The organism is Moorella naiadis (nom. illeg.), from assembly GCF_051020825.1.
In the GTDB taxonomy this organism is placed as follows: domain Bacteria; phylum Bacillota; class DSM-521; order Neomoorellales; family Neomoorellaceae; genus Neomoorella; species Neomoorella naiadis.
The window spans coordinates 57,187-82,231 of the sequence record NZ_JAXGFQ010000014.1 but is presented as its reverse complement, the minus strand read 5'-3'; the positions used below and the strand labels follow the sequence as shown (position 1 = coordinate 82,231).

20 protein-coding genes and 1 pseudogene are annotated in these 25,045 nt (G+C 54.6%); 3 read left to right on the top strand and 18 right to left on the bottom strand.

What is annotated here, in order from left to right:
• Nucleotides 1-214: 214 nt before the first annotated feature.
• Genes SDD30_RS10465 through SDD30_RS10455 form a run of 3 tightly spaced genes read right to left on the bottom strand, consistent with a single transcriptional unit; the run spans nt 215 to nt 2,839 of the window.
• Entirely contained in the window at nt 215-1,987 is a 1,773-nt protein-coding gene (locus SDD30_RS10465; RefSeq protein ID WP_434074862.1) for an ATP-binding protein, read from the bottom strand.
• Nucleotides 1,984-2,667 carry a response regulator transcription factor gene (locus tag SDD30_RS10460; protein ID WP_434074861.1) on the bottom strand — a complete coding sequence of 228 codons (684 nt, stop codon included), beginning with the start codon at nt 2,665-2,667 and terminating at the stop codon, nt 1,984-1,986. The genes SDD30_RS10465 and SDD30_RS10460 overlap by 4 nt, the downstream gene beginning before the upstream one ends.
• Nucleotides 2,668-2,686: 19 nt before the next feature.
• Entirely contained in the window at nt 2,687-2,839 is a 153-nt protein-coding gene (locus SDD30_RS10455) for a hypothetical protein (protein WP_434074860.1), read from the bottom strand.
• A gap of 178 nt (nt 2,840-3,017) precedes the next feature.
• Between SDD30_RS10455 and SDD30_RS10450 the strand changes: the two genes are divergently transcribed.
• Nucleotides 3,018-3,923, top strand: coding sequence for a decaprenyl-phosphate phosphoribosyltransferase (locus tag SDD30_RS10450; protein ID WP_434074859.1), 906 nt, complete (start codon nt 3,018-3,020; stop codon nt 3,921-3,923).
• A 148-nt stretch (nt 3,924-4,071) separates the two neighbouring features.
• Nucleotides 4,072-6,168 (top strand): glycosyltransferase family protein, encoded by a 2,097-nt coding sequence (locus tag SDD30_RS10445; RefSeq protein WP_434074858.1) that lies wholly within the window; start codon nt 4,072-4,074, stop codon nt 6,166-6,168.
• Between the two features lie 109 nt (nt 6,169-6,277).
• Here the strand turns inward: SDD30_RS10445 and SDD30_RS10440 are convergent, their stop codons facing one another.
• From SDD30_RS10440 to SDD30_RS10390, 11 genes are all read right to left on the bottom strand, one after another.
• Nucleotides 6,278-7,342 carry a BMP family protein gene (locus SDD30_RS10440; protein ID WP_434074857.1) on the bottom strand — a complete coding sequence of 355 codons (1,065 nt, stop codon included), beginning with the start codon at nt 7,340-7,342 and terminating at the stop codon, nt 6,278-6,280.
• Nucleotides 7,343-7,414: 72 nt separating this feature from the next.
• Nucleotides 7,415-8,461 carry a BMP family protein gene (locus SDD30_RS10435; protein WP_434074856.1) on the bottom strand — a complete coding sequence of 349 codons (1,047 nt, stop codon included), beginning with the start codon at nt 8,459-8,461 and terminating at the stop codon, nt 7,415-7,417.
• Between the two features lie 451 nt (nt 8,462-8,912).
• The gene (gene argF / locus SDD30_RS10430) at nt 8,913-9,893 is read right to left on the bottom strand and encodes an ornithine carbamoyltransferase (protein WP_434074855.1); all 981 of its coding nucleotides are present in this window, start codon (nt 9,891-9,893) and stop codon (nt 8,913-8,915) included.
• Nucleotides 9,894-10,102: 209 nt separating this feature from the next.
• Nucleotides 10,103-10,588 (bottom strand): (2Fe-2S)-binding protein, encoded by a 486-nt coding sequence (locus SDD30_RS10425; protein WP_434074854.1) that lies wholly within the window; start codon nt 10,586-10,588, stop codon nt 10,103-10,105.
• Nucleotides 10,581-11,459: an FAD binding domain-containing protein gene (locus SDD30_RS10420; RefSeq protein WP_434074853.1), complete on the bottom strand. Its 879-nt coding sequence runs from the start codon at nt 11,457-11,459 to the stop codon at nt 10,581-10,583. Before SDD30_RS10420 ends, SDD30_RS10425 begins: the two co-directional genes overlap by 8 nt.
• Entirely contained in the window at nt 11,459-13,759 is a 2,301-nt protein-coding gene (locus SDD30_RS10415) for a xanthine dehydrogenase family protein molybdopterin-binding subunit (RefSeq protein ID WP_434074852.1), read from the bottom strand. Before SDD30_RS10415 ends, SDD30_RS10420 begins: the two co-directional genes overlap by 1 nt.
• A gap of 7 nt (nt 13,760-13,766) precedes the next feature.
• Nucleotides 13,767-13,967 (bottom strand): hypothetical protein, encoded by a 201-nt coding sequence (locus SDD30_RS10410; protein ID WP_434074851.1) that lies wholly within the window; start codon nt 13,965-13,967, stop codon nt 13,767-13,769.
• 239 nt (nt 13,968-14,206) lie between these two features.
• Nucleotides 14,207-16,723, bottom strand: coding sequence for an FAD-dependent oxidoreductase (locus tag SDD30_RS10405; protein WP_434074850.1), 2,517 nt, complete (start codon nt 16,721-16,723; stop codon nt 14,207-14,209).
• 102 nt (nt 16,724-16,825) lie between these two features.
• Complete coding sequence (locus SDD30_RS10400) at nt 16,826-18,142, bottom strand: amidohydrolase family protein (protein ID WP_434074849.1); 1,317 nt, start codon at nt 18,140-18,142, stop codon at nt 16,826-16,828.
• Between the two features lie 469 nt (nt 18,143-18,611).
• On the bottom strand, nt 18,612-18,920 hold the full coding sequence (locus SDD30_RS10395; protein WP_109206430.1) for a MoaD/ThiS family protein: 309 nt from the start codon (nt 18,918-18,920) through the stop codon (nt 18,612-18,614).
• A 14-nt stretch (nt 18,921-18,934) separates the two neighbouring features.
• Nucleotides 18,935-19,672 (bottom strand): GntR family transcriptional regulator, encoded by a 738-nt coding sequence (locus SDD30_RS10390; protein ID WP_434074848.1) that lies wholly within the window; start codon nt 19,670-19,672, stop codon nt 18,935-18,937.
• A gap of 400 nt (nt 19,673-20,072) precedes the next feature.
• On the opposite strand from SDD30_RS10390, the pseudogene SDD30_RS10385 reads away from it, so the two are divergent.
• Nucleotides 20,073-20,198, top strand: a pseudogene (locus SDD30_RS10385) (helix-turn-helix domain-containing protein); the annotation flags it as partial.
• 36 nt (nt 20,199-20,234) lie between these two features.
• Here the strand turns inward: SDD30_RS10385 and SDD30_RS10380 are convergent.
• The 4 genes from SDD30_RS10380 to SDD30_RS10365 all read right to left on the bottom strand — a co-directional run bounded on the left by SDD30_RS10380 (nt 20,235) and on the right by SDD30_RS10365 (nt 25,044).
• Nucleotides 20,235-20,774 carry a helix-turn-helix domain-containing protein gene (locus tag SDD30_RS10380; RefSeq protein ID WP_434074847.1) on the bottom strand — a complete coding sequence of 180 codons (540 nt, stop codon included), beginning with the start codon at nt 20,772-20,774 and terminating at the stop codon, nt 20,235-20,237.
• A gap of 150 nt (nt 20,775-20,924) precedes the next feature.
• Nucleotides 20,925-21,956: a BMP family protein gene (locus SDD30_RS10375; RefSeq protein ID WP_434074846.1), complete on the bottom strand. Its 1,032-nt coding sequence runs from the start codon at nt 21,954-21,956 to the stop codon at nt 20,925-20,927.
• A 36-nt stretch (nt 21,957-21,992) separates the two neighbouring features.
• On the bottom strand, nt 21,993-22,685 hold the full coding sequence (locus SDD30_RS10370; RefSeq protein ID WP_434074845.1) for a flavodoxin family protein: 693 nt from the start codon (nt 22,683-22,685) through the stop codon (nt 21,993-21,995).
• A 46-nt stretch (nt 22,686-22,731) separates the two neighbouring features.
• Nucleotides 22,732-25,044 carry a xanthine dehydrogenase family protein molybdopterin-binding subunit gene (locus tag SDD30_RS10365; RefSeq protein WP_434074844.1) on the bottom strand — a complete coding sequence of 771 codons (2,313 nt, stop codon included), beginning with the start codon at nt 25,042-25,044 and terminating at the stop codon, nt 22,732-22,734.
• Between the last annotated feature and the right edge of the window lies 1 nt (nt 25,045).

Genomic DNA, 25,045 nt, shown 5'->3' with positions numbered 1-25,045 from the left:
TGTTACGGCCGGTAGCTCACTGCAGCGGCGGGCATTAGTTTCTGGTCCCGGGCAGGACCTTAAACTGCCTTTTTTTTGTTTTAGGCTGTAGACCTATTTATAGCAAGGTATTCCGGACTTGCCCATCTCGACTTTTTCTGTTTTTATGATGCAGGCCTACCAGACTCGCAGCCCCCTGGTAAATACCAGGCTATCCAGAAGACGATTAATCCAACTATGGTAACTCTGGTAAATAGAAACTGAAAATGCTCCCCCTGCCAGGGGTACTTTTTACTTCCACCCGGCCACCTTGGGCCTCCACCAGGCTTTTCACAATCGCCAGCCCCAGGCCGCTGCCGCCGTCGCGCCGCGAGCGGGACTTGTCTACTTTATAAAAGCGTTCCCAGATATATGGAAGCTCTTCCGGGGGGATCCCGCGGCCGGTATCGGCAACACTTACCTTCAACTCCGCCCCGGCCCGGCTGGCGGCAATGGTGATTTTACCCCCCGCCGGGGTATGGTGGCGGGCGTTGTCCAGGAGGTTGATCATTATTTGCTCCAGGCGGCCGGCATCTCCTTTGATTAAAGGTAAAAAAGGGGCTATCTCCTTAGCTAAACTTAAATTTTGCTCGGCCAGCAGTGGTTGATATTTCCGGGCTACTCTGGTCAATAGTTCGCCCATATCAATGGTCGCCAGATCCAGGGTCAGATGCCCGGCAGCCATTTTATTTAGGTCAAAAAGATCCTCGATCAGCCGCCGTAAACGCCTGGCCTCAGCCAGAATAATACCCGTATACTCCTGGCGTTCTTTCTCGCCGGCGGCCATACCATCAGCCATGGCTTCCGCATACCCCTGGATAAAGCTTAAAGGGGTACGTAATTCATGGGAAACGCTGGCCAGAAATTCCCGCCGCAGCTGATCCAGTTGTTTCTGGGCCGTTACGTCCTGGAGGATAGCCACGGCGGCCCGGCCATCCCTCTCTGCACCCGGTAGTGGGGCCGCCCGGATGGCAAGCACCTGTTGCCCCCACTTTATTTCCCCCGTGGACCCTTCGCCCCCTACAGCAGCCTGCAAGGGCTCCATTAAGGCGGCTGGTAATGACATTCCTGGTACCAACTGCAGGTTGAGGAGCTTTTCCGCCTGGGGGTTGGAAAAAAGCACCTGCCCGTTAAAATCAAAAGCCAGGACGCCATCAGTTATCCCCCTCACCACCCGGTTAAGTTTCTCTTTCTCTCGCGATAAGGCGCTGATACTCTGCGCCAGTTCGGTGGATAAGTGGTTAAAGCTCCCGGCCAGCCGGCCGATCTCATCCTCAGACGTTACGGGGACACGGCCACTGAAATCGCCCCGGGCCATATTCAGGGCGATCCGATTCATCTGCTTCAGGGGCCGTGTTACCCGGCGGGCGGCAAAGATGGCCAGGATGGTGGCCAGCAGTACGGCCCCCAGACCGGCATAGAGGATCAGGCGGTCGACGGCAGCCATGGCGGTACTGAGGGAAGCCTGGGGAGCAAAAAGAATCACGGCCCCGGTAACATCCCCATCGACCCTGACCGGTACAGCCACCGTTAGCATATCAGCCTGGAAAATTTCCTGGTAACCGCGCTTTACCACATTAGTACCCTGGAGGACCTGCTCGATGTCGGCATCATTTAAATGCATACCGGCTGTAGGTATGTGCATACTGCTGTGGCCCATCATATGCTCCATGCCCATACCGGCACCATTGCTGCTGCAGGAAATAACCTGTCCCTGGCGATCAATAAACATGACCCCGGTACCAGCCACTTTACCCAGGATTTCAGCCTGCGCGGTCAGGTCACTATAATTGTTGTTCGCCAGGCTCTGGGCCAGCATCTCGCCCCTGGCCAGCATCGTTTCCACCTGCTGCTTGTAGTAATAACTTTCTAACAAATGGTGCAGAGAAAAACCCACCGTCAAGAGACTGATTACTACCAGGGATACCAGGAGCAGCCATAATTTGGTCGTGATGCTTTGCCGCATCATTCCTTCACCTCAAGCTTATAACCCACACCCCAGACGGTTGTTATAAAGTCATGCTCCCGGCCCAGCTTTTCCCGCAGGTTCTTAATATGGGTATCTACCGTACGCAGGTCGCCGTAAAAATCGTAACCCCACACCTTTTCTAGTATCTTTTCCCGTCCCATGACCTGCCCCGGGTGACGGGCCAGGAAAAGGAGCAGGTCAAACTCCTTGGGGGTCAGGTTTTCTACTGGCTGACCCTGTACTTTGACTTCCCGGCCGGCGATATCAATCGCCAGTCCTGGAAAATGCAATTCCTCGCCCCGCTTAGCATCACCGCCAGCCCGGCGCAGCAGGGCTTTGACCCGGGCCACCAGCTCCCGGGGGCTGAAGGGCTTAACTACGTAATCATCCGCCCCCAGCTCAAAACCCGTCAAACGATCCATTTCGTCGCCCCGGGCGGTCAGCATGATGATGGGTAAATCCATTTTTTGGTGGACCAGCCGGGCCACGCTCCAGCCGTCGCCATCGGGCATCATGAGATCTAGAATTAGGAGATCGAAACTATCTTGTTCGATCTTTTCCAGGGCCTCGTGGCCGCTGGCCGCCTCGGCTACTTCCATACCCTCCTTTTCCAGATACAGGCGCACCAGCTGGCGCAGGCCGGCTTCATCATCGACAACCAGAACGTGGGTCCTGGCCAATCTATATGACCTCCCTGCTTTATATTTGAATCCAGTAAGGTAGATTCCAGTCGGGACCAGCTTTTGCTCCAATCTTGACTAAATATATCGGCTTGCAGAAATTATAACAGGCGCTACCCTGGAGGTCAAGGACGCAATCATTGATAGCAACGGCCGGGGCTTCCCGGGCCATTTTTTTGTTCCCCTGGTATTGTTATCCCCCGGACAAATAGGCTAAAATAAAATTAGATAGAGATCGGTAAAACACCTGTCCTATACCAGTTGCCAAAGAGTAAAGCATCTTATCGGAGTTGCCTCTAGTTTCCATACCAGGTAAGGATTGTTAAACAAAAAATGGAGGTCCATACCTGATGAGCTTGCTCGAATCCTCTGGACGGGCCGGGGCGCTGACGTCCCGTTTCTTCTGGCGTTACCTTTTCTTGAGCCTGCGGCCCAAGCAGTGGATGAAAAATGCCTTTGTCTTTGCCGCCATCCTTTTTTCCCGCCACCTGCTGGAATTGCCCCTGCTGATGCGAACCATCCAGGTGTTCATCATCTTCTGCCTCCTGTCCGGCAGCACCTACCTAGTGAACGACCTGGTGGACCGGGAAAGGGATCGCCTCCATCCCCGCAAGAAACACCGGCCCATTGCTGCCGGCCTGCTGGCCCCCCTGCCGGCCACTGTAGCCGCGGTGGTCACCCTGGCCGGCAGCCTTTCCTGGGCCTTCACTTTAAGCTGGCAGGTGGGCCTGATCAGCCTGGCCTACGCCCTCCAGACCCTGGCTTACTCCTTTTATCTCAAAGATATGGTGATTATCGACGTCTTTGTGGTGGCCCTGGGCTTCGTCCTGCGGGTAGCCGTCGGGGCAGCGGCCATTATGGTGCCGGTTTCAGCCTGGCTCTTCATCGCCGTCATTCTCCTGGCCCTTTTCCTGGCCCTCTGCAAGCGCCGCCACGAACTCGTTTCCCTGGATAATGCCGCCGCCTGCCGCGGCATCCTGGCCGATTATTCCGTAGGCCTCCTGGACCAGATGATTGCTACCGTAACCTCGGCCACCGTCGTCGTCTATGCCATCTACACCTTTATCGGTGCCCAGAGCTCTTACCTGATGTATACCGTCCCCCTGGTCCTCTTCGGCATCTGCCGCTACCTCTACCTGACCTACCGCTGCCAGGGGGGTGGGGAGCCGGAGAGCCTGGTCCTGCGGGACAAACCCCTGGCAGCCACCATCCTGCTCTGGGCCGCCAGCTGTTTTGTTATCCTGTACTGGCTCTAAAGTAAACTGGCCGGTGCCGCTACCTGCTGTGAAACTCGCATCGCCTGCCACCCCGCCGCTTTTATCCTCCTGCAGGTGTTGCCAGGCAGGATGAGGCCTGCTTTGTAGATAATAGCCGGTAGGTACGATCTGCCGGCGCCGTTAGATCGTGGGGTTGTTTAATCTGGCCTGGTTAACTTTTCTGAGCGGTAATTTACTCGCCATCCTGACGGCCTTTTGCCTGACCCGCGGGCGGGGACTGGCACCGGCCGAAGGCTTCTTAGCCATCTTTGTCCTGGCTGGGGCGCAGATTACCGGCACTATGCTCCTGGCCGGTACTATCCTGCGCCTGACAGTCGGTTGGTTGTTGGGCCTGAATGCAGTTCTGCTGATGGCTGCCTGCATCTGGACCAGCTTGGCCCCGGCACCGGGCCTAAATGCCTGGCCGCGGCCGGATGCCGACTGGTCCAATAACTTCTGGACCAAACTCCTCCTTTTCCTGGCCGTTCTGGAAACGGCCTGGCTCATTTTTCTGGGCTACCTCCTACCGCCCTATGCCTGGGACAGTCTCTATTACCACCTCACCGCGGCAGCCACCTGGCTCCAGGCGGGCCGGATCGTCCTCAGCCCTTATACCCTCTGGGCCAACGTCTACCCCATGAACACAGAGCTCCTCTTTGCCTGGAACCTGCTCCTGACCGGCAGCGACCTGCTGGTGGACCTGACCCAGCTGCCCTTTGCCCTGGCCGGGGGCCTGGCCGTCTATGCCCTGGGCCGGCAGGCAGGCTTAAAGCAAGCCGGCAGCGCCGTGGCTGGAGCCCTTTTTTTCCTCACCCCTATTGTCCTGATCCAGAGCAAGACCTGCTACGTGGATGTGGCCTTTGCCGCCATGTTTCTAGTGGGTTATTACTTCGCCTGGCGTTACTACCATTCCCCGCGTCGGGGTTATTTGCTCCTAACCGCCCTGGCTGCCGGCTTGGTTACAGGAATGAAGGCCTCGGCCGCGCCCTATGTGGCGGTTATCTTCGCCATAGTTCTCGCCGGCGACTGGCGGGCCGGCCAGGAAGATGGCCAGCCCGCGTGGTGCCGGATGTTGATCAGCGCGGCTATCTTTGCTATGGCTATCCTGCTGTGGGGCGGCTTCTGGTACCTGCGCAATTGGCTGGCCTACGGTAATCCCCTTTATCCCTTCACCATTAGAATCCTGGGCCATACCCTCTGGCCGGGGGAGGGCAGTGTCGCCGGCTTAGTGATGGCCGGCAATACGCCTCCGGAGCTGGTGGGCTTACCTACCTGGCAGCAGCTGTTGCGTTCCTGGCAAGAAGTCGTCGCTCCTTATACCTTCGACCAGCGCCTGGGGGGCTTCGGACCCCAGTGGCTCTACCTGGAGCTGCCGGCCCTAGCCCTGGTCCTGCTGCTATCCCTGGTCCATGGCGGTCGGAAACTGCTGCTATTTTTCCAGGGTAGGGGATATTTAGCGCCCTTATACCGGGATGTCAAGGAACCACCAGCCGTGGATCAGGACGCCTGGGAGCTGCCATCCTTACCGGGAAATGCCCAGGGGCTCCAGCCCGTGTCCCGGGGCCCCGGGCGCGAGCTGTGCCAGGATAGAGACCCCTGCCGCCAGACGGCGCCAGCAAAGGATACCAATGGTAAAGGGCGTTATCTTCAAGACAGCTGCCGCCTCGTGCCCCTCCTCCTACCCCTTATCCTCCTCTTCTGGCTGCAGCCTGCCCCCTGGTGGACCAGGTACACTATTTTCATCGTCGCTGCCGGGGCTTTGAGCCTAGCTTACCTGGAGGAACACCTACCCTGTTTCTGGGCCCGGCCCCTACGGGTGGCTACCCTATCCCTGGTCCTCGTCTCCCTGGCCGGTAGCCTGACCCACGGCTACTTCACACCCGGAGTAATAGCCCGTTTCCTGGCCCTGCCGTCGGAAAGGCGCACCTTCTTCCAGCTGACCCCCTGGGGCGACGAGCTGGCCTGGGTAGACGGGATCCCTTCGGGTTCACGAATAGCCTATACAGAAACGAGCTTCCCCTACCTCCTCTTCGGCCCACGCCTGCAAAACCAGGTCGTCCGGATCATAGCCCCTACGGAAAAAGAGATGCTGCGCCAGCTCCGAGATAATGGCAGCCGGTTCTTCCTGACGCGCACTACTTCATCTTACTATCGCTGGGCACAAAATAACCCGCAGTTACTCGAACCCTTCTTTAGCTTCGGTGATTATGTAACTTACAGGATGAAAGCTACTTTAAAAATGTAGGCCAGGGGAAGAGTCGCTGCAACAGACGGAAGGTGACTAATAAAAAACAAGGGGCTGGACCGGAATCCAACCCCTTATTGCATATTATTCAACCCGGCTTGTTAACTACCTACTTCTCGGCATTGGCCAGCTTCTCAACGTCGATCTTGCCCGATTTAACGTCGTTGATCAGTTGGGTCATCTTATCCTTTACACCTGCTGGTAGTTTGCTCTCCCACTTGGGGTTCCAAATAATTCCCGTGGCACCTTCCTTGGCACCAATAGGATAATATTTGGCTTCGAACTTCCCATTTATAATCTCTTTGATGATATAGTCGATAGCAATGGGATAGCTCTGGGGCGTAGTCGCTACCACTGTATCCGGGGCGACGTTGCTCATATCATGGTCATAACCGATATCCATGACACCCTTTTCCTGGGCCGCCTGGACGACCCCGAGGCCGGCCTGGTCAGCATTACCCAGTACCACATCAGCACCCTGTTCGATAAAGGTCCTGGCTGTTTCCTTGGCCTTAGCGACATCATCGAAGCTGCCGGTCATGGCGGTCATCACCTGGACCTTGGGGTTGACCAACTTAGCTCCAGCTTTAAAGCCCAGCAAGGCGTTTTTGATAGGCGGGATATCCATGCCGCCTACATAACCTATTTTACCGGTTTTGGTTACCATCGCCGCCAGGGCGCCACCGAAGAAACCGGCCTGGACATTCAGGACCTGGAGGGAAGCGACGTTAGGCGCCTGGCTGATGTCCGTACTGGTAACAATAAATTTCACATTGGGGAAGTCCTTGGCGATCTTTTTAATAGAATCGCCGAACTCAAAGCCGTGGCCGATGATCACGTCATAACCCTGGGTGGCGTAGGCGCGCAGGGCGTCGGCCTGATCTGACTGGCTGACGCTCTCCCGGTAGGCAGTTTTTACACCCAGCTCTTTTTCTGCCTTCTTTAAGCCCTCGTAGGCCGTAGCATTCCAACCGTTGTCATTTACCGGCCCGGGGAGGAGAAGGGCGACCTTCAGCTGTTTCTTACCCGTATCCTTATTCTGGTCTGTCTGGCCGCTCGGGGCCGTCTGGCCCTGGCTACCGCTATCCTTCTTACCTCCGCAGCCGGCTACCAGGAGGGTCGTGAGCAGCAGGATTGCTGCCAGCCCCAGGGCTAAAATCCGTAAACGCTTCATCTTCATACCCCCATGAAGTTTATTCCGGCAAATCCGGTCCCGGGTCAGTTCGCTGACCCGTATTTAGTACCCCTATTTAGTAGTCACTTGACGCTCGATTTTGATCTTGCCTGCCTTCAGGTCCTCGACAACCTGGTTGATCTTACTCTTCGCCTCTGCGGATATCTTGCTATCAAAACTATGGTAGGGAGCCAGGAAGACGGCTCCTTCTTTAACGCCCATATAGTAGACCTTGGGTTGGTACTTACCTTCCTGGATGATCTTGCCCAGGGAGACCATGGCCTTGGCCCAGCTCTGGATGGCGCTGGTGACTACCGTGTCCGGGGCGACATTATTCAGGTCGGAGCCATAACCGATGGCCAGAACCTTTTTCTCCTGGGCGGCCTGGATGGCCCCCAGGCTGGCCTGGTTGGCATCCCCCATGACCACATCTACGCCCTGGTTGATGAGGCTGGTGGTCATCTCCTTCATCTTGGCCACATCAGAGAAGCTGCCCGTCATGGCCGTTTTAACGTCAATTTTGGGATTGACGTATTTGGCCCCTTCGACAAAGCCCTCGATGGTCTGCCGGATGGGCGGCATCTCCTCACCGCCGATGGCGGCCACCTTATTGCTCTTGGTCAGGATGCCGGCCACAGCTCCCTGGAGGAAGCCCATCTGGTAGTTATCGACCACCAGGGAACAGAGATTGTTGTCGGCCAGATCGGCGTTATTGATGACAAACTTGGTCTTGGGGAACTGGGCCGCCACCTTTTTAGCAGCATCGGCAAACTGGAAACCGTGGGCAATGACAATGTCGAAACCGGCAGAGCCGTAGTTGCGGAAGATCTCTTCCTGATCAGACTGGCTGACGTTCTCGGTATACTTAGTCTCGGCACCCAGCTCCTTTTCCATGGCCTTGAGGCCTTCATAGGCGGTGGCGTTCCAGCCGTTGTCGTTAATGGGTCCCGGCAGGATTAAACCCACTTTGAGTTTTCCCCCGGTTTGATTGCCGGTGGTTGTCGTGCCCTGGTTGCCCGGTGGCGCTGCATTCTGCTTTTTTGGCCCACACCCGGCCAGCACCATGGCTGCGACTAGGACGAGCACCAAGCCCAGAACTACGATTCTAAATCTCTTCATCGTTACTCCCCCTGCTCATTTTCCCCTGATGGGAATTTACATTTATAGCTCCCATTTTAAATAATAGTATAATACTGGCAAGCTTCACTCCCTTCATTGGTATTTTAAGTTTTGGGGCTACCTTAATCTGAATTTAATATTCGACAAATCCTCCTGAATTCCTGCCGTTACTACGTAACCCATCTTCCTTTTTCTAAAATAATTTTGTTACCCCATCAGGGTCAAAAGCATAACGATTAACCCTGACGACCCTTCCAGGGTTAATCAACAGGCCCGCTATCTATTCCCGCTTTCGTAAGTGAACAAAAAGCCGCCACCCTTTTATTGAGTGACGGCATCGTCGCCTGGTAAACGCCCTTGCTTACCGCAATATAGGAAGAAACATGGTTGACAGATCTTACAGTTTCAAGTTGAGGCTATTATAAGCCTCTCGTTTCCATAATGTCAAGACCTACTTAAGGGTTGCCGCCAGGATAGCCTTAATGGTGTGGAGGCGGTTCTCGGCCTCGTCATAGATAACCGACTGGGGACCGTCCATGACCTCTTCGGTCACTTCGATGCCGCGGTCGGCGGGCATGCAATGCATATAAATGGCGTCTTTATGGCCCAGGGCCATCCGCCGGCTATCCATGACCCAGTTGGGGTAGTTGTCGATGAGCTCGGCGCCTTCCGTATCGCTGCCGGTATAGGCGATGGGGCCCCAGCTCTTGGCGTAGATGACGTCGGCGTCTTTGCAGGCTTCGTCCATATCGTTGACAACGTTAAACTGGACGCCGTTATCGTCCGCGTTCTTCTTGGCCTGCTCGACGAAGTCCGGCAAGAGGTGGAACTCCGGCGGATGGGCCAGGGTGACGTTCATGCCGAAGCGGCTCATAAGGAGAATAAGGGACTGGGGCATGGATAGGGGCCGCACATACTTGGGCGCATAGGTCCAGGAGATGGTAAAGTTCAGGCCGCGGGTATTCTTGCCGAACTTCTCCTGGATAGTCATAATGTCAGCCAGGGCCTGGGTCGGGTGATAGAGGTCGCACTGCATGTTGATGACGGGAATCTTGGCGTGCTTGGCCAGTTCCCGCATGTAGGCATTACCTACTTTGTAGGTGCAGTTGCGGATGCCGATGCCGTTGCCGAAACGGCCCAGGACCTCTACCGTATCCTTGGGGGTCTCACCGTGGCCGATCTGGGTAGCCTTGGGAGTCAGGTAGATAGCATGGCCACCCAGCTGGGTCATGCCGGTCTCAAAGGCGTTGCGGGTCCGGGTGGATTCCTCAAAAAAAAGCATGTAGAAGGTTTTGTCCTCCAGGATGTGGTGCTTTTCACCCAGGGCTTTACGCCGCTTCAGGTCATAGGCGATGTCGAGGAGCGTATCGATTTCTTCCCTGGTCCACTCCTGCAGGGTAATAAAGTGTTTCCCGCGCAGATCCGTCTGCATTCTTGTCCCTCCATGTAAATTAATTATTTATTGCCAGCGGGAACCCGTCAGGGCCCCGCCGGTTGCCTAAAATATTATTAAAAGAGTAAGGCGAGAATTTGTTGTCGCGCCTATTCTTGCCGCCTGGCGGCATCTACACCACCAAAGAGGTCGGCCGCCATTCATACCAGTTAGCACTACCTACCCGCGCCACAGGCAGCCTTCCAACTTTATATCTTCTTTGGACCAGCCTTGTCAGCCGCCTCTTCGATGGCGTCGACAATCTGCTCATAACCGGTACAGCGGCAGAGGTTCCCGGCAATGGCCGCCTTAATCTCCGCCCGGGTGGGATGGGGGTTCTGATCCAGCAGGGCCTTGGCGCTCATAATCATGCCCGGAGTACAAAAACCGCACTGCAGGGCATTATGCTGCATAAAGGCCTCCTGCAGGGGGTGCAGGTGCTCCCCCTGTTCCAACCCTTCAATAGTAGTTATCTCTTTACCGGCGGCAGAAGCTGCCAGGACCAAACAGGAGTTTACCGCTTTACCATCCATAATGACGGTGCAAGCGCCGCATTCGCCGATATCGCATCCTTCTTTAGTACCGGTAAGCAATAGCTCGTCCCGCAGGACGTCCAACAGCCGGGCATTGGGCGCCACCGTGACGTTGTAATCCCGGCCGTTCACCCGCAGGGATATGCTGATTTTTTCACTCATCTACCTTCACCCCCGCAGCTTGCAGGATGGCCCGCCTGGTGAGGGCGGCAATAACCGGCAGTTTATACTCCGTCGACCAGCGCCGGCCGCTCAAGCGCAGCATCTCTTCCCCGACTTTCTCGCCGGCCATCCGGGCCAGTTCTTCGCTGACGACCGACCCTACCAGCAAGTTCTCGGCTGCCGGCACCCGGGCCGCCACCGGCAGGGCCGCCCCTGGTACGATGCGGGCCGCAGTTACCCTGCCGTTTTCATCCCAGTAAAGGATGACGGCAATATTCAAACGGGCAATGCTCAGGGCCTGCCGGCGGCCTAACTTCAGAAAGGCACTGCCTGCTTGGGGTGGCAGTTTGCTAAACCTTAGGGCGGTGATAATCTCGCCGGCGGCCAGGGCTGTGCGGTTAGGCCCGGCCAGCAAATCTCCTGCCGCAACCCGACGCTCCCCCTGGCTGCTAGTCAAAACAGCTACAGCCTCTAAGGCGATAAGGGCCGGGACAGTGTCGGCCGCGGGGGAGGCGTTGGCGAGATTGCCGCCAATGGTGGCCCGGTTACGTATTTGCAGCGAGCCGACCTGCCCCGCCGCTTCTGCCAGCAGGGGAGCATAGGCCCTTACCAACGGCGAGGCGGCGACTTCGCCGTGGGTGGTCAGGGCGCCGATGGTCAGCTCGTCGCCGTCCTCCCGGATATAGCTCAGATTATCTAAATCAGCCAGGTCGATAATTTGATTTACCCCGGCTAAACGGCGGTTTTCTTCCCGCAAAGCGACCAGGAGATCGGTCCCGCCGGCCAGCACCCGGGCCGCCGGGCCATAAGTGGCCAGCAGCCGGCAAGCTTCCTCCAGGTCCCGGGGCCGGTGATAAGTGAAATCCAGCATCAGGCGCCACCTCCCCGTTTTAAAGCCTTGCCCAGGAGGACCCGTTCCAGATTAGCCGGCAACTCCCGCACTGTTTTGCCGGTGGCGTCGGCCACGGCGCTGGCAATGGCGGCGGCAATGCACTCCGTCGCCGCTTCGCCCATGCTTTTGGCCCGGAAGGGGCCGTTAAAGTCGTCACTCTCGTAAAGGATCACCTGCATCTCCGGCATATCCAGGGCCGTAGGGATGATATACTCGTCGAAATTGGGGTTCAGGATGCGGCCCCGGTCGAACTCGACTTCTTCCGTCAGGGCCATACCCAGGCCCATGGCCACGCCGCCGTAAACCTGGCCTTTAAGCAAGGCCGGGTTGATGGCCTGGCCCACGTCGTGGCCGGCGGTAACCCGTAGGACCTTTACCTGACCTGTCTCCATATCGGCCTCGACCTCGGCCACCACGCAGGCGTAAGTGTAGGAGGGAAAGGCCTTGCCCCGGCCGCGGGGCCGGTCCCACACCGGTGGTTCCGGCTGGTACCATTTAAAACTGGTCAGGGTCCTCCCCTGGCGCAGGGCTTCCCGGACGGCGTCCTCAAAGGCTATAGCTCTAGCCGGGTCCTGGCGACAGTAAATCTTACCACTCCGCCCCTCCACGTCCTCCGGCCGGCAACCGAGCATGGCAGCGGCCACCTCGTGGAGGATTGTCTTTATCTCCCGGGCCGCCTCCAGCATGGGTTTACCCCCGGTGAAAGTCCCCCGGGAGGCGACCGTCATGCCGCCGTCGGGCAGGGTGGTGGTATCCACCCGGGTATAGATAATCTTCTCCATACCGATACCCAGTTCCTCGGCCACGATCTGGGCGTGGGCCGTGGAAAGGCCCTGGCCGTTATCCGTCAGCCCGGAACGGATGGTGACACTGCCGTCGGCGGCCACCGTCACCAGGCCGCCGGTGGCGTCGTACGTCTCGGCCCCCAGGCCGCAACCCCGGAAGCTAGTCACCAGGCCGATGCCCCGGCGCTTGGTACCGCCCTTTTCCCTTTCCCGGGCATATTGTTCCCGCCGGGCGTAGTATTCACTCTTCTGGACAACGGTATCAATAACCTCCACCAGGGGCACCGTCTGGTCGACCAGCTTTTGCCCGGTGGCGGTGACGGAACCGGGCCGCAGGGCGTTCTTCCGCCGCAGCTCTACCGGGTCCATCTGGAGTTCCACCGCCAGTTCGTCCATGAGCTGTTCCTGGGCGTAGATTATCTGGGGGGAGCTGTAGCCCCGCATAGCGCCGCCATAGACCTTATTGGTGTGGACGGCGTAGACATCCACTTGCACATTGGGGATCTCATAACACCCGGCGGCGTGGACACAGGCGCGCCAGTTCATATACTGGGCCTGGGAGTTGTAGGCGCCGCCTTCGTCGACGAGTTCGCCCTGGAGGGCCAGGATTTTACCCTCCCGGGTCGCCCCAATCTTATAACGAAAACGGAAGGGATGACGCTTGGCGCTTTCATTAAAGGTTTCTTCCCGGGTATTAACGATCTTCACCGGCCGGCCGGTCTTGACGGCCATAATGGCCGCCCGGCCGCACATCATCCCCATCTGTTCTTCTTTACCGCCAAAGGAGCCCCCCAGGGTCTGCTGGATAATGTGCACCTGGCCCTGCTTTAACCCCAGGGCCGTGGCCACGGCCCAGCGGGTCATATAGGGGTTCTGCAGGGAACCGTAGACCGTCACCCCGTTATTAGTAGGGTCCGGCACTACCACGCAGGCCTCCGGCTCAATATAGGCGTGTTCGATATACTGGGTGCGGTACTCCCGCTCCAGGACTACGTCGCAGGCGGCAAAGCCAGCCTCGACATCCCCTTTGCGCACCGGCCAGTGGCTATTCTGGACGATATTGCCGGGGGCATAATCCTGGATCTGGGGCGCCCCTGGTTCCATGGCCTCTTCAATGGAGAAGACGCCAGGCAGGGGTTCATACTCCACCCTGATCGCCTTTAACGCCGCTTCGGCCTGCTCCCTGGTCTCGGCAGCTACCATGGCCACAGCGTCGCCGGTGTAGCGGACGCGATCCCTGGCCAGAAAGAGGTAGGTGCACCAGGAGGGCTCAGCAGGCAGGTCGGCCGCCGTTAGGACGCAGTGGACGCCGGGCAGGGTCCGGGCCACGCTGACATCGATACTTTTAATAAGAGCGTGGGCTTCCGGGCTCCGCAGCACCTTGCCGTACAGCATACCGGGAAAGTAAAGATCGGCTGCGTATTTGGCCCGGCCGGTTACTTTTTCATAGGCGTCCACCCGCGGCACTGGCCGGTTGACAATATGAGTAGCCAAAACAACCTCACCTCCAGAACTCCAGGGCGGCGACCCGGGTTGCTTCTTTTATTTCATCCGCCTCCAGGGTCAGCAGGCGAGTCTCGCGCCGCAGAAACCGGCCTGCCACCATCACGTCGACCACATCCCCGGGGTTACGGAAGAGGATGACCTGGTCGAAGACATTCTCCGGATTGGCGGGGGTTGGTGTATCCGCTTTTATCGTCAACAGAAGGTAGCAGCCCTCCGAGAATGGGACCGGCCCTGATGCCGGCAAGCCAGCCACCTCCGAAGTTAAGTCACGTTTAATCTTATTCAACTTTTTTTAGTAAAATCCTGCTGGGGGAAAGCGGTTGCGGCAAAAATATTTCTTCACTAAGAGCATTGCCTAACCGACCCCAGCTTTCTCGGCTAAAAAGCTGCCGGGGGAAGCTTGACCTACCCCACCCGGCAGCTTTGACAGTATTTTTAGTGTCCGTCGCCCTGAGAGCCCGCCTGGGGGTTAACCACAATAGCAGTTAAAGCACCCGTCGGGCAAACGGAAACACAGGCCCCGCAGTGGCGGCAGAGTTCTTTGTCTACAGTCATGATGGGGAATTCCAGCTTGCGGGCTTTATAGGCGCAAGCGGCTACGCAGCGCTGACAGTTGGTGCAGCCGCAGTGCAGGCAACGATTCGCTTCTTCCCTGGCACTTTTTTCCGTTAATCCCAGCTCGACTTCTGCAAAGCCAGGGATCCTTCTTCCTACAGGCAATAATTCCGCTTCCGCCTTACTGGTGCCATCCTCGGCAATCACCACATCTACCGCCCGGGTGCGTTTCACCCCATAGGCGTCCATTACCAGGCCGGTCCCTCCCAGGTATTTGTCTATTGTGGCGGCAGCCTCACGCCCGGCGGCAATTGCTTTGATTACCGAAGCAGGGCCGGTGACACAATCGCCGGCGACAAAAACCCCGGTAATGGAGGTTAAGCCGCTTTTCGCATCATACGTAGCCGGCAGGAAAGAAGCGTCTACGTCCTGGCCTGTGGCAACAATTATAATGTCCGCCTCAATAGCAACCGCCGGCTCCCCGGTTTTCACCGGTTTTCTCCTGCCAGTGTTGTCTTTTTCACCAAGCTTCATGGGGTCGTAGTAAAACTTCTCCGCTTTGCCAGCGCCTTCAATCCTGGCCGGACCAGCCAGGAAAACGAAGCTGACTCCCTCCTCCCTAGCATGAGCTACTTCTTCGGCATAGGCCGGCATTTCCTCTTCCGTTCGACGGTAGGCCACGGTTACTCGGCTCGCGCCAAGCCTTAGGGCTGAACGGGCTGCATCGATAGCCACATTGCCGCCTCCAATTACAACCACTTTTTTGCCGTGGAGACCGCCGGCTCTACCCAGGTTCACATCTTGGAGGAAACTTACCCCGGAAAGTACTCCGGAAAGATCCTCGCCGGGGATGCCCAGGGGCTTGTTGCCGTGGGCCCCGACGGCAAGCAAAACGCTGTCGTATTCCTGCCGCAGCTTTTCCAGGCTAACATCGGAACCTACCTTAACCCCGGTTCTAATTTCCACGCCCATTTTCTCCAGGCGGGCTATTTCTTTCCGTACGGGCTCCTTGGGTAAACGGTAGTCGGGGATTCCCACGGCCAGCATCCCTCCGGCCACGGGCAAGGCTTCATATACTTTGACCCGGTAGCCTTTTTTCGCCAGGTAATAAGCGGCGCTTAGACCGGCGGGACCCGCCCCCACGATAGCGACTTTTTTGCCGTTTGCCGGTTCCATGGCCGGGAGGGGCAAACTGTCGCCGCAGCTGGCAAAGGTCTGGTCTGCGGCGGTGCGCTTCAGGAGGCGGATCTGGATGGTATCATCTATCGTGGCCCGGCGGCATTTGCTTTCGCACGGGTGGTCGCAAACACGACCGCAAATAGCCGGAAACGGATTAGCTACGCTTATTGTCTTATAGGCTTCCGTGTACTGTCCTTTCCTGATCTGGTCGATATACAAGGGTACATCGACGCCGGCTGGACAAGCTTCCTGGCAAGGAGCATAGTAAGGTTCGTAATGGAATTCCAGTTGGGCGACTATTTCTTCTTTGGGGAAATTGGGCAGGGCCACCCCCCTGACGCTGGGAATATCCTTGTAGCCTAGCTGGGCTAGGAGCCTGGCCAGATCATGGTTTAATTTGGCAAAATACTCGACGCCCTTAAGGACAGCGATAGAATGAACGCCAACGGCATTACAGCCTACCATCAAATATTCCACCGCGTCTTCAGCGCAGGTGACGCCGCCGGTGCCGACAAGGTTGGGACAGCCGTTTCTGGCTATCTCGGAATTGATCCGCAAGGCAATCGGCCTGATGGCTCCCCCTGACAGCCAGCCGTAGCCGTTTTTACTCATCATTTCCGGTCTGGCGTTTTTAATATCAATTTTTAGGGTGGGGCCAATGGAATCAATAGCAGTAATACCGGAGGCGCCCATTCCCAGGGCTTTTTTCGCAGTGCCAACCGGGTCAGGCCAGTTGCCGCTGAGCTTGCAGAGAACAGGGATCTTCACCCTTTTCAGGGCCGCGTCTAGCATGGGCAACAAGGTATCTTCGGTGTAGGATACTAATTCAATAAAATCCGCCCCGGCATCTTCGCAGGGCTTGACGAGGTCTTCCGCCTCCGGTAGGGTATGACCAACGCTGGCAATAACCACTACACCAGCCTTTTTGGCCATGGGTATTTCCCGCTCAAACCATACTTCGGGGGGGGAATCAGCCCATTTTTCACAGTTAATCAAAGAATCTTTGTTGATTTTGCCGATATGGTGAACTGGGTTGATAGCGGCCTGGTGCCTAATTGTCTTGGTGACAACGGCACCGCAGCCATACTCGTAGGCCCTGATTATTCCTTCGGCGGCGTAGGTCAGGGGGCCCGAAGAAAGGATAAACGGACTCTTCAATTTGATGCCGCAAAGTTCGGTTGTCAGATCAGCGCCTTGAATATTTTTAAGATCAATCATAGTTTAGCCCCTCCATAAATCGTTATTTTTATCGTTTATTGTCACTGCTGTTTTCCTATGGTCTTTAAGATGCCATGATCCAGCCAACTTACTCGCCGGGACTTATTTGTTTCCCCGCCAGAATTTTTCCGCCATCTCCCGCGTTTCCGCTTTAGCTTTTTCTTCATCAAGGGTCAAAAGCTTGCCGTCTGCCATTATAAACCTACCGTTGACCATCACATCCACCACGTCGGCAGGGTTGCGGAAAAGCACCAGCTGGTCATAAACATTATGCTCGTTGATCGGCGTAGGAGTATCCGTTTTGATGGTGATTAAATCGGCCAAACAGCCTTTTTCCAGCCTGCCCAGATCTGGACGGCCCAGGGCCTCGGCTCCCAGGCTGGTGGCCATTCTGTAGACATCCCTAGCCGGCATAACCTGGGGATCTTGGCGGTAAGCCTTTTGAATTAGAAAGGCCCCACGCATGACCTCGAAGAAATTGTTCACGTATCCATCGGTGCCCAGCCCGACCTTGATTCCCCGGACCAGCATGTCGGGGACGGGAGCCACGCCTCCGCCAACCTCACAGTTAGAAAGCGGCATGTGCACCAGCCTGGCCCCGCTGCGGGCTATTATATCCAGTTCGTGGGGCAGAAGCTGCACCCCCTGGGAGGCCATAACATCTGGCCCTAGATATCCCCATTCCTGGTAAATCTCTACAGGCCTTTTGCCGTATTTCTCTATTGTCCAGTTTGGTTCATAGACGCTCTCCGAAAGGTGCATATGGATGTCGCAGCCCAGCTCCCGAGCCATTTCTTTGGCTTGAACCACGTATTCCCGGTCGGCGGTAAACAGGGTGTGGATGCTCATCATCCCCTGCACCAAGCTGCCTGGTTTGTTGTGTCTCCTGACAAAGTCAGCGTTTTCTTTCAGGCCGAGCTGGCCGTTTTCTGGGCTTTTCCGCTGGCAGGCCTCAAAACTGAGGATGCTCCTCAACCCTGCTTCCTCTACTACCCGCGCTTCTTCTTCCAGGGCGCCGGGAATAGAGTTGGGGCCTTCCAGGACATCCATAAAAGTAGTAATACCGCTTTTAATCATTTCCACGCAGGCCCACCGCGTAGTTTTGGCCACCAGTTCGTGATTGAGACGGTCTTCTACGTAGGGCCACCAGAAGTCCTCAAGAAAGCTGGAAAACTCGGTGACGAGCGCCTCCACGGTTATCCCGTGGGAGAGGACCCCATACATATGCATATGCCCATTGATGAAGCCCGGGGCTACCATCCGGTCGGTGGCATCCAGCACCTGGTCGCCTGCTTCCACCAGGAGCCGGTCATTGGGGCCGACTGCCACGATCCTTTCGCCCTCTACCCTGACCCCCCAGTTTTTTTTGAGACCATCCCCCGCCATCAGGAGGCCTCCTTTGATTACAGTTGCCGCCATTTTTTCATCCCCTCTCCAATATCGATGATTGATTTATGCAAAACCACTTTAGCAACCGGTAATGCCCTTGCGGTCACCCGGTCTGGCTGACCGAAACCTTTATTGACCATACGCGCTTTAGCGGTGCCTGCTGCCAGGAGGTAGTCTTTTTGCCCCAGGTTAAACCTGTTGCTTCGGGCGTAATGCCGATCGCTACCATGCCCCCGGATATACGAGGACCATCTTTGGTGCGCCTGCTACGTCGAAATGTAGCCAGGTGGTCACACCTTTCCCCAGCGCCCTAAGCACTCTTCCACCCCCGTAATGGCTTTTTCCCTCCGGTAAGAACAAAAAGCCTCACAAAGACGGCAACCGGTGCAAACTTCCGGGTCAATATCCAGGTACAATGACTTGTCCCCCTTTCCATTGTAAAGCCTGACGTGGGCAAAAATCCGGCTCCAACTCCAGATTATGTTAAGCCCCTGCCGGCTTAACCCCCTGCTACGGCAAAAAGCAAAACCAATTCCGAACCAGCAGGGACAACCTTGTTGAGGACCTCCCCTCCTTCCCCGGTTATTAGTTGCCCATCAACTAATATCAACAGCCCGGGATTAAGCTCATCCCGGCTGCGAAAAACAAGCTCCGCCAGCGCCGCACCATATTCCCTCGTGAGAAAAACCAGTATTTCCTTTAAAGTTACCCCTTCACCTTGCCGCCCCGCCTCCGGTACAGCGATCTTCTCGGACATTTTTCCCGTAGCAGCGGCAATTAAATTGTAATACTTGACTGTAATTTCCATCCCTGACTCGCCCTCTAAACCAGATTAACCACCATGGTTATGGAGGTTGCCCCCGGATTAAAGTAAATACCGGCGTAACAGGCGGGCTCATCCTCTAAAGTCAGCCATTTCTCTTCCCACCATAAAAGCGGCGTTGAAACATCAACTTTAAATAACTCGGCTGCCTGCGGGTATATCCGCGATTTAATGTTCATGACCATTTTTACCAGTTCCCCGGCGCAGTAGGTCTCGTAAAAATCCTTAAAGGTGAGGTTGTTCGCTTCTCCATCAGGCAGCTGCCGCAAACGTTTACGTGGAATCTCAATTTCAGCCAAAATAGCTGGCCGGTCGTCGAGGTAATATATCCTATCGAGTTTAATCACCTCATCCCCAGCCATCAGTCCCAAGGCCGCTCCGGCTTCAGGAGAAAAATTCCTGGTACGCCTTAAATCCCCGTGGACCACCCGCGGCGACCGGCCCTGGCTCTTTAATAAATCTAAAAAATCGGTCGTCATATCCAGGCGAGCCGGGAGATTGGCAATAGTTGGATGGCCGTAATTCCCCTTACCGTGCTTTTTGGTTATATAGCCCAGGCGCGCTAATGAGGACAAGGCCTCCCGCACCGTCGCCCTGCTTACCCCCATCAGCCGCGCCAATTCTTCTTCCCCGGGCAGTTTGTTGTCTGGAAAATGTTTTTCTTTAATCATCGCCAGGAGCAAATCTGTCGCCTGACCACGCAAGGTATTGCGCTCGAGTTTTAAATTAAGGGCCATCAGTTGCTAAATCCCCTTTATACTTGTACTTACGTCTATCGAGTACATATAAATATAATTCGCTCCTGCCTTTAGTTTTCCTGCCACTCATAAAAATTTTTTTACAACGGCCCTGCATGCCATAAGAGTAAACTCTTTCTTTACTGTTTCTTCCGCCTTTACTATTCTGCCGCCACAAAAATAAAGGGCGAATTGTCTCGCCCTTCAACTCATCTTCAAAAACTTTATCGAAATGGTTAACCTGCACTAGATGGACGAGAAGGACCGGGAAAATATCGCTCTTTTTCGCTTTAACTTGATTGCGCCGTTATTGCAGGGTCAGGTGGCCAGCAGGAAAGCCTACCCGGAAAATATTGCGGCCAGGTCCCATGAAGTCCCGTATTAGAGCCTCTGCGACTATAGTCCCCAGACTATTGCCAGCTGGCTCAGGGATTATCGCCGTAATGGTTTTGAGGGCCTGAAAGCGAAAAGGCGTTCTGACGGGGGGAGGCTGCGGGTCTTATCCCCGGAGTTACAGAAAGCATGAGTAGCAATGCTGGTCAATATTGATGTTAATTTTTTCCTAAAAACTTGGTGGTGTACAGGCGATTAAAATCACTGCCCATTGCTCATTATTATTCCGCCAGCGATGGGGAACATGGGCAGGATAATAGATGATATCACCTTGCTTCAACAAGTAAGTGTCTTTTTCATCAAAACAAATTTCGACTTCACCATTCAAGACATAGCAAAATTCTTCACCCTGGTGGCAACTAGGTTTATTAGTCGCTCCGCCTGGTTGTAACTTGATAATAGTTGATTCTAGTTTATCCGCCGCAAAAAGAAGATCGATAGTTACCCCATCATTCCTAACATAATCCTGCCGACTCTCCTGACGGATTAATTTAATTAAGGGTTTTGTATCCTCCTCCAAGAGGAAAAAGACCGAAGGAGCTTCCAAAGCAGAGGCTATATCTTTCAGCAGGCTAACACTTAAATTTGTTTTCCCGTTTTCAATCTGGCTCAGGTAGGAATACGATATACCCACCTTTTCAGCTAAATGTTGCAAACTTAATCCCCTTTGTTTACGTAAAGACCTTATTCTTTTTCCAACTGCGTCCACCAACTATACCCCCGTCTATCTAGTTGACTCCTGACTCATTAATTCTAGCTAATTTTATTATCTCTTTCAATATGGTTAAAAACCGCAGTTGCTAATAATTAGCAACTGCGGTAATTCATCCTTTTGGACCTTCTGATCTTTTTCGACTTTTTATGGCTTGTTTATGTCTATCTTCTTTTCAATCAAGTCTTTTTCAACCTGGTCCGCTTTTTGAACTGCTTCTGGACTTATTTTATTTTTTAATTTCTCATTCCAAATAATACCTGTAGCTCCTTCTTTAGTAGCTAAGACATAATGTTTAGGCTCAAATTTCCCATCATTAATTTCTTTGATGATATACTTAATGGCCACGCTAAAATCATACTTGGAACTAGCCGGAACATTATCCGGGGCGACATTACTTTGGTCACCGGAAAAGCCGATGGCATACACATTTTTGCTTTTGGCAGCTTCAATAACTCCTAAACCGGCCTGGTTGGCATCACCTAAAACAACATCGGCTCCCTGTTGAATAAAGGCCAGTGCAGTTTCTTTAGCCTTAGCCACGTCATCCCAGCTGCCAATCAGCGTGCCAAAAGTTTCAACCCTGGCATTAACCATTTTCGCCCCGGCTTTGAAACCAGCTTCGGCATCAGTAATCGGCGGCATGTTGACACCGCCAATGAACGCTACCTTGTTGCTTTTAGTAACCAAACCGGCCAGAACACCGCCAATGAAACCGGCCTCTTTGTTGGAAACTTCCAGAGAAGCCACATTAGGGGCCTGGGATATATCCGAGCTTGTTACCACGAATTTCACTTTCGGGAAATCTTGGGCCACTTTTTTGGCTACATCATTAAATTGGAACCCATGGCCAATAATAACATCGTAACCCTGATTGGCATAGGCCCGAAAAGCTTCTTCTTGATCCGACTGGGCTACATTTTCACGATAAGCACCTGCGATACCCAATTCGGCCTGGGCCTTTTGCAAGCCTTCATAGGCGACTGAATTCCAGCCATTATCATTAATCGGCCCGGTTAGGACTAATGCTACTTTTAATTTTTTGGTAGTATTACTCGTACCTTGTTGAGCCTGTCCTTTTTCTTCCGGCTTTGTTTGCTTCCCACTCCCGCACCCAGCTAAAAAAACACTGCTTAATAACGTAAGCGTTAACAAGATAATCCCTATTCTCTTCCACATCCCGGTCTTCCTCCTTTTTGCTTTGGCAAATCAGTTTTATTCTTCTGCCGCCACGTTTTGGTAATGATCTTTAAACCATAGCGTCTCGCGCTTCAAATCAATTCCCTGGGACTGTAAGGTTTCTTTCCCTGCTTTCAGGATTAACGCTGCCTCGGCTACCCGGCGCCCTAAACCGCGCACCTTTTCCATGCCTACTGTATCATCCCTGGCTCCCTCCTCCTTTTGATCTTTAGTCCAGACGCAGGCACCGCAATAATTACCCCCCGGACCACCAGTAGCTAAAATCTCATAGGTTAAAAAGAAGTTTCTCAAGGTCAATAAAGCCATTTCCTGGCCACCGTGGCGGGTCCCACCGGTAGCTATCGCCCCACCGACCCGGTTGGCAAAATGTCCCGGATAAACTAGGTAAGTGGGCCGCAACCGGCTGCAAAAATCTTGGAGCAGGGGTGTCGAATTCATCTGATAAACCGGCGTCCCCAGGATATAGCCGTCGGCTTCTAAGAACTTCTCCTGGACTGCCTGGAAATCGTCTTTGATGTGGCATAACTGGTTGGTCTTGATGCATTTGTTACAATGAATGCAATGGCTGATCTTTTTTCCCCGGAGGGATATGAACTCTGTTGTCACCCCTGGTACGGTCGCAGCTGCCTGCAAGGCCTCCTGGACACAATATTCGGTTGCCCCATGGCGATGACTGCCGCTGATACCTAAAATCTTTACTTCCGTCAAAGCTAATTCCCCCTAAATAATATTTTTTATGAAGCAAGCAGCAAGCTTACTTGCGCTTTAACCCTCGAAATACACGTTCAGGGGTCAGAGGCAATTCGGTAAACCATATTCCCGTAGCTTGCCAAACAGCGCTGGCTATCGCCGGCGCCACCGGAGCCACGGCATTTTCCCCTACCCCCCGGGCCCCAAAAGGACCCGTCGGTTCTCCGGCTTCGACGATAATAGTCTCGATTTCCGGTACATCAGGGGCCATTGGCAACATATATTTATGATAACTGTCTTGTAGTTGCCTGCCATCAGGGTCATAAATTATTTCTTCACTCAGGGTATAACCCAGGCCCATAACCGCCCCACCCTGGATCTGACCGGTGACGATGGCCGGATTAATGGCCTTACCCATATCATGGGCTGCCACCAGGCGGATAACCTTAATGGCACCCGTTTGGGTATCAACCTCAACTTCAGCAAAGTGGGCATGCCAGGAGAGGGCGTTTTGGGAAGCATTTTTCCCCACGGTGGCAAACTGGCGGTTGTGAAAATCAGCATCAGCCGCTACCTCTTTTAATGTCAGGCGCTTGCCCGGGTCATCCCGGGAGAAAACGGCACCCTTTTGCCAGGCCAGTTTTTCCCTGGCTAATTGCCATTTAGCGCTGATATAAGCTAAAATCTGCTCTTTTAAGTCCTTAGCTGCCTGCAGGGTAGCTAGGCCGGCGGCGTAGCTACTGCGGCTGGCCTGGCTACCGACATCATAGGGTACTATTTCGGTATCGGCCAAGGAAACGGCTATCGCTTCCACTTCAACCTCGAGAACTTCGGCAGCTATTTGGGCCAAAGTAGTTTTGGTCCCGGTCCCCATCTCGACGACGCCGCTGGCCAGCTGGATGGTCCCGTCCGGTTGCAGCGACAGGTAGACATTGGAGTAATCCGTCTGGAAGGGAAAAGCGCTGCTGATATGGTTGCCGACGGCAACACCTAAACCCCGTTTATAACGTTCCGAGCCGGCATTAAATTGCTCCAGTTCCTTTCTCCGGTGCCAGCCGATTTTAGCCGCCCCCCTGGTTAAACACTCCTCCAGGCCACTGCTCAGGCAGGGGAAGGGAGCTACCCAGGAGTCACCTGGTTTAATGATATTTTTTAACCGTAACTCCACCGGGTCTATTCCTAACTGCGCCGCTGCCTTAGCAACCGTCATTTCCACGGCAAAGGTCGGCTGGGGGGCGCCAAAGCCCCGGCAAGCTCCCGCGGGGCTAGTATTGGTATAAACGCTATAACCTGCAAACTTAGAATGGGGCACCCGGTAAATAGTCAGCCCTCGCGAGCCGATAGCCCCCGGAACATCGGCACTCCAGCTGCAATAAGCACCGCCATTCATTATCGCCTGCATAACCAGGGCTTGAAATGTACCATCCTTACTTAACCCCAATTTTACTGTAATGTAACCGGCATGCCTGGTATCCGAGGCGATGAAATCCTCCCAACGACCGTAAACCACTTTCACCGGCCGGCCGGTAGCCAGGGCCAGGGCGGCAGCTATGGGCTCCGCTTTAGCGCTTAAACCTATACGAACCCCAAAAGCGCCCCCCACATAAGGCGGATTTAAAACCCGCACTTTATTTAAAGGCAGATTAAAAATCTCGGCAATAATCCGTCGGGTTGGATGGGGCGTCTGGGTCGTCGACCAGATAGTTAATTTGCCATCGCCGGTTAAAGCAGCTACGGCTGCCTGCGTTTCTAATTGCCCCTGTTTTTGCACCGGTAATTTGTAGGTTGCTTCGACAATAACTTCGGCCTTGGCCAGGCCGACTTCAATATCGCCCAGCCCGAATTGCAGGCTCTCCCCGACCACGTTCTTCTGGGTACAATGCGTGTGGATCGCTGGCGCTTCCGGTTTTAAAGCCTGTAAAGGATCAAATACTGCCGGTAAGATTTCGTACTCGACTTCAATGAGGTCCAGGGCTGCCCGGGCTATCTCTTCGTTTATAGCGGCCACCGCGGCTACTTCATCACCGGCATAACGGACGACAGCATCGAAAAGATATTGATCTTTAACTGCTTCCAAGGGAGGTATCGTATATGTTGAAGTAGCGGCAGCATTAAATTTAACCCGGGGTGTATTTTGGTAAGTTAAGACGGCCTTCACTCCTGGTAAAGCTTCGGCGCGAGCCGTATTAATATTTATGATGCGGGCATGGGGATGGGGGCTGCGCAGAATTTTGGCGAACAGCATCCCGGGTAAAGTTATATCCGTAGTATAAGTGGCTTTGCCGGTAACCTTTTCGTAAGCATCCAGGCGGGCAATCCCTTGACCAACAACCCGATACTGGTCGGTACCTGATATTGGCGGTATAATATTCGTCATT